Source organism: Syntrophomonas sp., assembly GCF_028707975.1.
GTDB lineage: Bacteria > Bacillota > Syntrophomonadia > Syntrophomonadales > Syntrophomonadaceae > Syntrophomonas.
This window is the reverse complement of the sequence record NZ_JAQVZX010000054.1, coordinates 1-11,877: the sequence shown is the minus strand read 5'-3', so window position 1 is coordinate 11,877 and position 11,877 is coordinate 1. Positions and strand designations below refer to the sequence as shown.

At 46.6% G+C, this 11,877-nt stretch carries 10 protein-coding genes; all 10 read right to left on the bottom strand.

Features of this window, described 5'->3' with window-relative positions; all coding sequences use genetic code 11:
- Positions 1-691 (bottom strand): orotidine-5'-phosphate decarboxylase (pyrF, locus tag PHP87_RS07965; protein ID WP_299920188.1); only part of this gene is annotated, 691 nt, incomplete at its 3' end.
- Between the two features lie 141 nt (positions 692-832).
- Positions 833-1,744, bottom strand: coding sequence for a dihydroorotate dehydrogenase (locus tag PHP87_RS07960; RefSeq protein ID WP_299920187.1), 912 nt, complete (start codon positions 1,742-1,744; stop codon positions 833-835).
- A gap of 380 nt (positions 1,745-2,124) precedes the next feature.
- On the bottom strand, positions 2,125-2,910 hold the full coding sequence (locus tag PHP87_RS07955; protein WP_299920186.1) for a dihydroorotate dehydrogenase electron transfer subunit: 786 nt from the start codon (positions 2,908-2,910) through the stop codon (positions 2,125-2,127).
- A 127-nt stretch (positions 2,911-3,037) separates the two neighbouring features.
- Complete coding sequence (gene carB, locus PHP87_RS07950; protein WP_299920184.1) at positions 3,038-6,274, bottom strand: carbamoyl-phosphate synthase large subunit; 3,237 nt, start codon at positions 6,272-6,274, stop codon at positions 3,038-3,040.
- A gap of 127 nt (positions 6,275-6,401) precedes the next feature.
- On the bottom strand, positions 6,402-7,505 hold the full coding sequence (locus tag PHP87_RS07945) for a carbamoyl phosphate synthase small subunit (RefSeq protein WP_299920183.1): 1,104 nt from the start codon (positions 7,503-7,505) through the stop codon (positions 6,402-6,404).
- Between the two features lie 115 nt (positions 7,506-7,620).
- Positions 7,621-8,916 (bottom strand): dihydroorotase, encoded by a 1,296-nt coding sequence (locus PHP87_RS07940; RefSeq protein ID WP_299920181.1) that lies wholly within the window; start codon positions 8,914-8,916, stop codon positions 7,621-7,623.
- Complete coding sequence (locus PHP87_RS07935) at positions 8,900-9,838, bottom strand: aspartate carbamoyltransferase catalytic subunit (protein ID WP_299920179.1); 939 nt, start codon at positions 9,836-9,838, stop codon at positions 8,900-8,902. The genes PHP87_RS07940 and PHP87_RS07935 overlap by 17 nt, the downstream gene beginning before the upstream one ends.
- A 287-nt stretch (positions 9,839-10,125) precedes the next feature.
- A complete protein-coding gene (gene pyrR, locus PHP87_RS07930) occupies positions 10,126-10,677 on the bottom strand; it encodes a bifunctional pyr operon transcriptional regulator/uracil phosphoribosyltransferase PyrR (RefSeq protein WP_299920177.1) in 552 nt (183 codons plus the stop codon).
- Positions 10,678-10,820: 143 nt separating this feature from the next.
- Positions 10,821-11,738: an RluA family pseudouridine synthase gene (locus tag PHP87_RS07925; RefSeq protein ID WP_299920175.1), complete on the bottom strand. Its 918-nt coding sequence runs from the start codon at positions 11,736-11,738 to the stop codon at positions 10,821-10,823.
- Positions 11,725-11,841, bottom strand: a complete 117-nt coding sequence (locus tag PHP87_RS07920; protein WP_366942904.1) for a signal peptidase II — start codon at positions 11,839-11,841, stop codon at positions 11,725-11,727. Before PHP87_RS07920 ends, PHP87_RS07925 begins: the two co-directional genes overlap by 14 nt.
- Positions 11,842-11,877: the final 36 nt, after the last annotated feature.

The following is an 11,877-nucleotide window of genomic DNA, read 5'->3' as shown; positions in this document are numbered from 1 at the left end:
AAGCCGCTTCCACCGGGTTTTTTGCCTGAGTGATAGGTCGTCCGATGACCATAAAATCAGCTCCCATCTCCAGGGCCTGTCGCGGTGTGGTAATCCGTTTCTGGTCATTTGTCTCCGACCAGGCGGGGCGGATACCCGGGGTGACGATTTTAAAATCAGGGCCACAGGCTGCCCGTATGGCAACGATTTCTTGCGGAGAAGATACCACTCCGGACATTCCGCATTCCTGTGCCATTAAGGCCCACTTCACCACTAAATCAGGAAGTTTCATCCCTTTAACCCCGATCTCTTCTTCCAACTCCCGCTGCGATATACTGGTTAGTACAGTTACAGCCAGGGATAGCGGCACAGGAGCAAACAGTCTTTTGGCCTCGTCTTCAACCTCTTCTGCCACTTGGCGCATCATTTCCCGGCCTCCAGCGGCGTGAACATTAAACATGAAGCACTTCAAGCGGGTTATGGCTCTGCCGGCAGCAGCTACGGTGTTGGGAATATCATGAAACTTGAGATCTAAAAAAACCCGTCCCCCCAATTGATTAATCTCTTCTACTATATCGGGACCGCAGCTATTGAACAACTGCATCCCCACTTTAAAAGCCCCCACATGAGGAGCCAAATCCTTAACCAGAGCCAGGGCTTGCTCCCGGCTATCAACATCCAGGGCTAAAATAATCCTCTGTTTGGCTTGCAAATCTTTTCCCTCCTAATTTTTTGATATATATCATGGGGACGGTCATTATGATATATATCATAAGATTCTAATCAGCGTCTATAATAACTTCCTGTAATACCCCCATTTTCATCGGTGGCTGCGGCCCCCGGCCATGGGGGGTTAATAGGCATGAGCTATACCAACCAGTTCTTGAATACTGGAAAAGCCTTGCTCTTGCATATACTTTTCAATACCCTCAAGCAATTCAAGAGCCAGACGGGGGTTTATGAAATTACCAGTGCCAATGGAAACCGCAGTAGCCCCGGCCATAAAGAATTCCAGAGCGTCTATATGATTGACTATGCCTCCACCACCCAGTATAGGGAGATGAACCTCCTGATATACCTGATATATCATTTTTAAGGCTACGGGTTTAATCGCTGGTCCTGACAATCCTCCAAAAACATTGCCCAAAACCGGCTTCCTTTTATTTATGTCAATAGCCATCCCCCCTAGAGTATTTATCATGGACAAGGCATCAGCACCACCCTCAGCAGCAGCAAGGGCAATAGCCACAATATCGGTGACATTAGGGGAAAGCTTGGGCATTACTGGAAGAGTAGTTTCACGCTTGACTGCTGCTACCACCTGTCGCACCGTATCAGGATCAGTGCCAAACTGAATACCCCCCTGCTTTACATTGGGGCAGGAGATATTAAGCTCAATTCCTGCTATGCCCTCATGTCCTTGCAGCATAGAAGCCATCAAAGCATATTCTTCCATGTTGTTTCCGGCTATATTAGCAATTATCGTAACCTGCCTGGCTCGAAGCAGAGGCAGGTATTCCCTCAAAAACACCTTGATACCCGGATTCTCCAGTCCGATAGCGTTTAGCATAGCGGCCGGGGTCTCATAAATCCTGGGGCCAGGATTCCCTGGGCGGGGATTAAGAGTCGTACCTTTGACTATTACCGCGCCAATTCTTTCAGGTTCAATAAAGTCAGCGTACTCAAAACCATAACCAAAGGTTCCCGATGCAACTGCGACTGGATTTTTTAGCTTTATTCCTCCCAGATTTACCGTTAAATCCAAGGCATTACCTCCCATTTCCTTATCACATAGCTATGGTGTCACTGAAAAAAGTCCTTATTATTGCATAAGAGTTGCATAAATATACAAACGAGCGTTGGCGAAGGTGAAAGCTGGCGGTCGAAGAGCGCCCCTACAAGGTCGCTATTAAAGTTGCACCCTGCGGTCGCCATTAAGGGTGCTGAGCGGTATATTTATGCACGCTGATGCATATTTATTACTATTTGCAGTGGAATCGATTACAAACTTAACCGAAAATTAACCTGAAGAAAATAATCCTTTAATAAGATTAGGGTATACTCTTATCGTTGGCAAAAACTTAATAGCAGTATCAAAATCATTAATGGCCAGACTGGTCATTAATTTTTTTTATTTACTCTCAGCTACAACACCAGTTCATCCAGGCTGAAGACTGGCCCATCCTTGCATATTTTTGCATAAGTCTCATTTTCCGGCTTTAATTTTCGAGCACAGCCCAAACAGGCTCCTACCCCACAGGCCATATATTCTTCCAAAGAGATTTCCCCGGGTATACGATTTAACCTTGCCCATTCCTGCCAGAGCTTCATCATTGATTCCGGTCCGCAGCTATAGATAAATTCAATACGCTTAGCATTTAATATTTCGGAGAATAGCTGCGGGATCAATGGACCTTCTAACCCGCAGCTGCCATCTATTGTAGCTATCTGCACCTGGCTTCCTATAGCTTCCAATCGTTCCAAGGCCAGCAACTCTTTCTCCGTTCCTACCCCGTATAGAGCCAAGAGCTCATTACCCCCCTGCCTTAATACACGAGCCAGGTAGAGCAGTGGAGCCATACCTACTCCCCCCCCTACCAGCAGGCATTTTCTTGCGGACTCCGGCAGGGAGAAACCATGGCCCAATGGACCCATGATGTCAAGATACTCTCCGGGTGACATGGCTGCCAATAATGCAGTACCCTTACCCACTACCTTGTATAAAAGACTAATCCTCGCTGCTTCCTTATCCACATCATATAGACTTAGCGGCCTTCGGAGCAGAGGATCAAGTCCTGTACTGGTAAAGATGTGCAGGAATTGTCCAGGCTTACACTCTTTGGCTGTTTGTGGAGCTTCGATCTCCATTATATAAAGATTATGGTATTGTTTAGAATTGCTAATTATTCGTGCTTTCTCCAAAGAAGGCATAAGCATTCCTCCCGAGTAAGTATAGTGTTCTTGTAAATAATCCTAAATCCAGTTTGCGTCAGGAAAAGATGACTGGTCATTGCAAAAAAGTAATTTATTATGCTTGTATAAATATAACCGCTCCATTTCAACGCATGGGCGACTCCTGCGGCTTAATCAATTTGACATATTCCTGCAGAGACATGATCTCCATCGCAGTGGTCTTTTCACCCTCAGTGATTACATCTTTTACCACTCTCAAGGTGTCCAGGGAGGTTAAGCAAGGGACATTCAACTCTACCGCCGCCCGCCTGATCTGAAAACCATCGGTAAAGGGCATACGGCCATGGGTGAGAGTATTTACTACAAAGTCTACCTTACCCTGGCGAATCAAGTCTACAATATTCGGCGAGCCTTCTTTAATCTTCTTTACTGTTTCCACCGCAATACCATTATTTCTAAGGGCCATGGCTGTGCCTTCAGTTGCTACCAGCTTGAAACCCAGTTGGCTCAATTCATACAAAATAGGTATAGCTTCAGCTTTATCTTTATCAGCTATCGTAGCAACTATGGTGCCTTTATGGGAGATTTCCACACCGGCTTCCAGAAGCCCTTTATAGATGGCGGTTTTTAAGGAGCGGTTTATTCCTAAAACTTCACCGGTAGACTTCATTTCTGGCCCCAGGGTAATATCCACCTGTTCCAGCTTGTTAAAGGAGAACACCGGAACCTTGATAGCATAAAATTCCGGCTCCGGCTGCAGACCACCATTATAACCCAGTTCCTTTAAGTTCTTGCCCAAGATAATCTCAGTTCCCAGCTTTACCAGGGGAATCCCGGTTACTTTGCTGATGAAAGGCACAGTGCGGCTGGAACGGGGATTTACCTCCAAAACATAGAGCTCATCCTCAAACTCCACGAATTGTATATTAATTAAGCCTTTGACCTCCAGTTCCCGGGCTAATTTGATGGTGTAATCAACCACCTTGTCCTTAATCACCGGACTTAGATCATGGGCGGGAAAAACTGCCATACTATCTCCGGAATGAACCCCGGCTCTTTCAATGTGCTGCATGATACCTGGAATTAGGACCTGCTTGCCATCACAAACGGCGTCCACTTCAATCTCTTTACCCAGCAGGTATTTATCTACCAATACCGGGTGTTCATGGTTGACATTTACTGCCGTTTGCATGTATTGCCTTAGTTCATCAACATTATAAACTATTTCCATGGCTCTGCCCCCCAGTACATAGGAAGGCCTTAGCAAGACCGGATAGCCTATCTTTCCCGCTGCTTTGACCGCTTCTTCCACCGAAAACACGGTTTTCCCCGGGGGGCGGGGGATAGCTAGTTTCTCCACCATCAAATCGAAGCGTTCCCGATCTTCGGCCCGATCAATGCTGTCGTTGGAAGTACCAAGTATTTTTACTCCCGCCTGGTTCAAAGCATTGGCCAGGTTAATGGCGGTTTGCCCGCCAAACTGGACGATGACTCCTTCGGGTTGTTCTTCATCGATGATATTCATAACATCTTCATAAACCAGGGGCTCGAAATACAAGCGGTCGGAGGTATCAAAATCGGTGCTGACGGTTTCCGGGTTATTATTTATAATGATGGCCTTTATACCTGCATCCCGCAAAGCCCAGACACAATGCACTGAGCAATAATCAAACTCCACTCCCTGTCCTATCCGGATTGGCCCCGCCCCTATAACCAGGATTTTACGAGTGTTTGGATCATGCCAGGCTTCATTCTCCTCTTCATAACAGGAATAGAAATAAGGGGTGTCAGCATCAAACTCAGCCGCACAGGTATCCACTGATTTATAAGTAGGCAGAATTCCCGCTTCTTTTCTAAGCTTTCGTATTTCTTCTTCCGTTTGCCCTTTGATTGCAGCTATTTCAAAATCGGAAAAGCCAATCTTCTTGGCCTCTCGCAGCAGTTCGCAATCCAATTCTTTATTTTCCAGTACCCGGGCAAAATCTATAATGTTTTTCATTTTTTTTAGGAAATATTTATCTATACGGGTAATCTCCCAGATTTCGTCCAGGGAAAATCTCCGGCTCAAGGCTTCAGCAATGATAAAGGTTCTTTCATCATCTGCATGTTCCAAACGCTGGCGCAAGTCTTCATCTTTCATTTGCTGCAGTTCGGGCAGACGCATGCCATTAAGACCAATTTCCAGTGAGCGGATAGATTTAAGGAAAGCCGCTTCATAGCTGCGGTCGATGGCCATAACTTCACCGGTGGCCTTCATCTGAGTCCCCAGTTTGCGATCACCGAAAACAAACTTGTCGAAGGGCCAGCGGGGCACTTTTAGAACCACATAGTCTATAGCCGGTTCAAAACAAGCGGTGTTCTTTCCGGTTACGGCATTGGGTATTTCATCTAGCGTATAACCAATAGCCAATTTGGTAGTAACTTTGGCAATAGGGTATCCGGTTGCTTTGGAAGCCAGGGCGCTGGAACGGCTTACCCTGGGGTTAACCTCTATGACATAATACTTTTTGCTGAAAGGGTCCAGAGCATATTGAACATTACAGCCCCCAACTATTTTCAGGTGGCGGATAATTTTTAAAGAAGAAGCCCGCAACATTTGGTATTCTTCATCACTCAGGGTCTGAGCTGGAGCCACCACTATGCTATCCCCGGTGTGTATGCCTACCGGGTCAACATTCTCCATGCTGCAGATAGTTATACAGTTGTCATTGGCATCCCGCATTACTTCAAATTCAATTTCTTTAAAACCGGCAACACTTCTTTCAATCAAGGCTTGATTTATGGGACTGTTCTTTAAGCCTTTAAGCACTATCTGCTGTAGTTCTTCATCATCACCGGCAGTGCCTCCCCCGGTTCCCCCCAGGGTGTATGCCGGGCGTACAATAACCGGGTAACCAATTTTTTCAGCAAAGCGAATGGCTTCTTCCACTGAATGTACTATGTCACTTTCCGGGATAGGCTCGCCGATTTCTTGCATGGTAGCTTTGAACTTCTCTCGATCTTCAGCCCGGGCAATGGCATCCAACGGCATACCCAGCAAAGGAACTCCGGTTTTCTCCAATATTCCCGCCCTATCAAGAGCCAGGGCCATATTTAAACCTACCTGCCCACCCAGATTGGCAATTATGCCATCCGGTTTTTCCCGGGCAATAATCTTATTGACCGTTTCAACCGTTATGGGTTCGAAGTAAACATGATCGGCAATATTGGCATCAGTCATTATTGTAGCTGGATTAGTGTTCAAGAGCACTACATCAATGCCTTCTTCTTTTAGTGCCCGGCAGGCCTGGGTGCCGGCATAGTCGAACTCGGCTGCCTGTCCGATGATAATAGGCCCTGATCCTATAACCAGTACTTTGCGCAAATTCTCATTAAGCGGCATATAATAATCCCCTTTCCTTATAGACATTCCCCTTGGCCTATTTGGCTTTAAAGCATTGAAAGAAACTGCGGAGCAGTTTCCACACCGCTGCAACGTGGCGGGGGATTAGAACCCGCCGCCTGTTTTGTTAATAGGAACTTTGGCCGCTTAAAGAAGCGGGGGACATATTTAACCTTGTTATAAAATCATCATAGAAAAATCCAGTCTCACTATATCCGGGATAACCTTCAGGATCAAATTGTACTGAAAACACTGGCATTTCCCGGTGTTTAATACCTTCTATACTGCCGTCATTAAGGCTTCTCATAGTAACATCTATTCCGGTACCGATCAGTGAGGACTCCTCCAGGCTAAAACCGTGGTTCTGCGTGGTAATATATACCCGCTGATTTTCCAAGCTCTTTACCGGATGGTTGGAACCCCGGTGCCCATAAGGCAGGCGCAGAGTACTGGCTCCCATTGCCAGGGCAAGAATCTGATGACCCAGACCTACTCCGAAGAGTGGTACTCTCCCCAAGAGCTCACGACAAGTATCAATCGCATAGCTGATAGCTCCAGGATCTCCTGGCCCATCGGAGACCATTATTCCATCAGGATGGAGCCTTAATATCTCCCGCGCTCCAGTAGCCGCAGGAACAGCAATCACTTCACAATCCCGGCGTACCAGAGAATCAATTACTCCCTTTTTGGTACCCAAATCCAGTAAAACTATTTTTTTTGTACCATTGCCAAATTTCATGATATTTTTGCGGCTGACAAAACGAACCAGATCGCCTTGCAATTCTTCCACAGCCAGCCTTGCTTTATCCACCAACCATTCCATGTCATCGATATTATCGATAATTACCCCCCCCATGCTTCCCTCATGACGAATAGCACGAGTCAGAGCCCGGGTGTCCACTCCGGTAAGTACGGCGATTTCGCTGCGATTAAGAAATGAAATAAGATCAGTTTCCATCTCATAATGACTGGGGAAATCGGTAGCTTCCCTTAATACCAGCCCTTTAACCATGGCCGTCCGGGAAGCGAAACTTTTTTCATTAAAACCCACATTTCCTACCAGCGGGTAGGTCATAACCACAATCTGTCCATAGTATGAAGGATCAGTGATAATATCCTGATAACTTATCATGGCTGTGCTGAACACCACTTCCCCTCCAGCCATGCGACAATCATTCAATAGTTTGCCACGAAAATACCGGCCATTCTCCAGAACCAGATATCCATTCACCCGGTCATCACTCCCTTAAATTCATATTGATGTCACTGCAAAAAGTAATAAATATTATTATGCTTGTATATTTATGCAAGCCTTACGCAACAAAAAAAGGGTTTTTGCAGTAAGTCTATATATCCAGTACTATCTCCCCATTCTGCGCTACCAGCACTCCGTTAACCAGCGTCATGCAAGGCCAACCTTGGAGCTCCATGCCCTTGAAAGGTGTATTCTTGCCTTTGGATTTGAAAGTCCGGGGATCCACGGTTTTGACCATTTCCGGGTCAATAATCGTAATGTCTGCCGGCTTCCCTTCTCCCAAACTTCCTTTATCAAGCCCCATCACCCAGGCCGGTCCGGTAGTAAACAACCTGACCATATCCTTAATATCCAAGAGTCCAGGCCTTACCAACTTATCCATTATTACTGCTACCGCCGTTTCCAATCCAGATATTCCCCAGGCAGCCAACTCGTATTCACAGTCCTTGGCTTCAAAATGATGGGGAGCATGATCGGTGGCAATGCAATCCACGGTACCATCAAGCAAAGCCTCACGCAAAGCCAGCAGATGTTCCTCGGAGCGTAAAGGGGGATTGACTTTGGTATCGGCATCATAGCCGTCTATTATTTCATCACTCAGGGTCAAATGATGGGGAGTCACTTCACAACTTACCTTCAATCCCTCGGCTTTGGCCTGGCGAACCAGCATCATGGAACCTGCCGTGGAAGCATGACAGATATGCAAATGCCCGCCAGTCAACCGGGCTAAAATAATATCGCGGGCTAGCATTACCTCTTCAGCTGCAGTCGGTATCCCCCTTAACCCATAAATGGTGGAGTAGTAGCCCTCATTCATCAAGCCCCCGTTTACCAGGTTAAGATCCTCGCAATGCGATAATACCGGTAAGCCGAACATTTTTGCGTAATCCAGAGCATTACGCATAATATTGGCTTTCATGACGGGTTTGCCATCATCGGATATAGCCACACATCCGGCCGCTGCCAGCTCGGCAATTTCGCTTAATTCCAAACCAGCCTGCTTTTTACTAATGCTTCCCACCGGCAAAACTTTGACTACACCGACCTTTCGAGCTTTTTCCTTGACAAAACCGACCACTGCTTCATTATCTATAACCGGCTCAGTATTGGGCATGCAGCAGATGGTAGTAAAGCCCCCGCAAGCCGCTGCTCTGGTACCGGAGGCAATATCTTCCTTATATTCAAAGCCGGGTTCCCGTAGATGAACATGAATGTCGATGAAACCTGGGCAAACTATTTTCCCGCTGGCATCGATAATTTCACAGCCGCTATCATCCAGCTGATAACCCCGGCTCCGAATCTTACCATCTTCCACTAAAAGATCTTGAATAAGATCAATATGGTTTAAGGGGTCGATCAGCCTTCCCCCTTTAATAAGTAATCTCATCGCGCCCACCTCCCATCATCAGGAACAAAAGGGCCATCCTGATCGCCACCCCGTTAGTAACCTGCTCATTGATCAAGGCCTGGGCACTATCGGCCAGTTCGCTGGATATTTCTACGCCACGGTTTATGGGTCCGGGATGAAGAACCAGAACATCGTCCTTGGCTCGGGCCAGGGTTCTGGGACTTAGCATATAGAGTTGGGCATATTCATCCAGCGAAGGGAAAAGACCGCTCACTTGTCTCTCGCGTTGAATACGCAAGATATTGATTACATCAACTCCATTGATGGCTTCATCCAGGCTGTAATAGCTCTTGACCCCTAATTTTTCCAAGCCAGGAGGCATTAATGTAGCCGGGCCTACCACCCGGATATCACAACCAAATTTGCTCAGACCGTATATATTGGAACGGGCTACCCGGCTGTGCAGAATATCACCAACAATGGCCACTTTTAAGCCCTCCAGAGTTCCTTTCTTTTCTTTGATGGTATACATATCCAACAAAGCCTGGGTGGGGTGTTCGTTAGCTCCATCCCCAGCGTTAATAACCCTCATCCGGGTATTGCGGGCGACATAATGGGGGGTACCGCTCATGGCATGCCTCATTACCATTAAATCAAAACCCATTACCTCAATAGTCTTGATGGTATCTCTCAGGCTCTCGCCCTTTTGCACGCTGCTGGTGGATATCGACAGATTAACCGTATCTGCGCTCAAATACTTACCGGCCAATTCAAAAGAGGTGCGGGTTCGGGTGCTGTTCTCATAAAATACTGTTACCATAGCCTTGCCTCGCAAGGTGGGCACCTTCTTAATATCCCGGCAAATAACATCTTTCATAGGTATGGCCGTATTCAAAATCAGTTCCGTCTCCTCCCGGCTCAAATCTCGAAGTCCCAACAAGTCTTTTCGTTCCAGCTTCAAACTAAAGCCCCCTCTCAATAAACCTGATACTAATATTCCCCTTTATGAAGCTGTCATTAATTTTTACCTGAAGTAGGGATATTGTTGCCTGCTGCGATTCCTCCTGGGGAAACACAGGGTAAGGCCCCTTTCTTCATAACACCATCGACAAATAATCCAATCCCCTTGTTCCTGGCTTCCCGGCCCATAAAAAAAGCCTTCCTTGCCGGGCAGCAAGGAAAGCTTTCATTCGATACTCTGGAACCTTTCCCTTGCCGGCCTCTCAGGACCAGATTAAAGGGTAAATCCTACGAGTCTATTATTTCTTGTATCACCACTCCATCTTTTCCATCCAGTTCTTTTACATATACTTCGATGTTTTCTTGTCGCGAAGTGGGTACATTTTTGCCTATAAAATCTGCTTTTATGGGCAACTCCCGGTGCCCTCGATCTATCAGTACCGCAAGCTGAATACATTCCGGTCGCCCCAGGTCAATTAAAGCATCCAGTGCGGCCCTTACGGTTCTGCCGGTATATAGAACATCATCCACCAAAACCAGTCTTTTACCGTTGATATCGAAGTTTACTTCCGTTCGGTGAACCTGAGGCTGCTGGGCCAAAGTGGTAAGGTCGTCCCGGTAGAGGGTGATATCCAGAATCCCTACCGGTATCTTGATTCCTTCAATATCTTCTATGCGAAGGGCCAGGCGCTGGGCCAGCGGCCCTCCTCTCCGGCGAATACCGATGACAGCTACATTATCCACGCCTTTGTTTTTCTCGATAATCTCGTGGGCAATACGGGTAAGGGCTCTCTTCATACCCATCTCATCCATGATGGCATGCTTTTCTCTTAAGACCAATAAAAACGCCTCCTTACCACATTTAAAACAAAAACCTGCCAAGCATAAGGCCAGGCAGGTGCAGCTCTCCATCATTCCTTGCTAGCCTCACGGGGCCAACTTAAAGGTTCCTATCTGATTCTACTAAAACTAAGGAATATATGTCAATGTTTGTTTCTCAAATCAGAAAGTATACATTCAAAATAAGGGGGCAGATTGCTCTTAAATTCCCGGTACTCTCCACTGCTCGGATGCTTAAAGCCCAACAAATGGGCGTGTAAGGCCTGGTTATCAAGCCCTAACTGCTTTTTCCCAGAACCATAAAGAGGGTCCCCTACTACCGAATGCTTGATATAGGCAAAATGTACCCTTATTTGATGGGTACGCCCGGTTAAGAGCTTTACCCTTAATAAAGTATAGTTGCCCAATCGCTCCAGTACCTGATAATTGCTAACGGCTGGACGCCCCCCGGCGATAACTGCCATCTTTTTTCGATCCTGCTTGCTCCTCCCTATGGGAGCTTCAATACTACCCAGATTTTCCTTTATTATTCCATGAACCAGAGTAATATACTCCCGGTTTATACTGTGATCCTTGATTTGCGCCGCCAGCTGGCGGTGGGCCATATCATTTTTCGCTACCACCATAACCCCGGAAGTATCCTTATCCAGGCGGTGTACGATTCCGGGCCGCAGTTCTCCATTTATACCGGAAAGGTCTTTTAAATGAAAAAGCAGGGCATTAACCAGGGTGTTTTCCCAATTGCCATGGGCTGGATGTACCACCATTCCCTTGGGCTTGTCAATTACCGCAATATCTTTATCCTGGTATATAAATACCAGGGGAATATCCTGAGCTTTAAGTTCAAGCTCCCGTACAGCCGGTATCTCCACTATTATCTCTTCCCCCGCTTTAAGCCGGTAACTCGGCTTTTGCTGTTTGCCATCAACCCTTATTTCTCCACTTTCAATCAGGGTTTTAACCAGCGAGCGGGAAAGTTCGTCCAATTGTTCCGCCACAAAAGCATCGAGTCTCGCGCCTTCCATTTCTTCGTCCACCAGCAGAATCTCAGTTCCAGGCATTTCTTTCCTCTCTTTTTCCATCAAGTAAAACCAATATTAGCAATAATATTCCCCCACAGACTATAGCGCTGTCGGCCAGGTTGAAAACCGGCCACCAACCCAGGTCAATAAAATCAATTACAAAACCATAGAAATAGCG

Excerpts from the sequence above, each read along its gene's own strand:
- PHP87_RS07955 (WP_299920186.1), bottom strand. The coding sequence starts at position 2,910 with ATGCCTTCTTTGGAGAAAGCACGAATAATTAGCAATTCTAAACAATAC.
- carB (WP_299920184.1), bottom strand. The coding sequence starts at position 6,274 with ATGCCGCTTAATGAGAATTTGCGCAAAGTACTGGTTATAGGATCAGGG.
- PHP87_RS07940 (WP_299920181.1), bottom strand. The coding sequence starts at position 8,916 with ATGAGATTACTTATTAAAGGGGGAAGGCTGATCGACCCCTTAAACCAT.
- PHP87_RS07925 (WP_299920175.1), bottom strand. The coding sequence starts at position 11,738 with ATGCCTGGAACTGAGATTCTGCTGGTGGACGAAGAAATGGAAGGCGCG.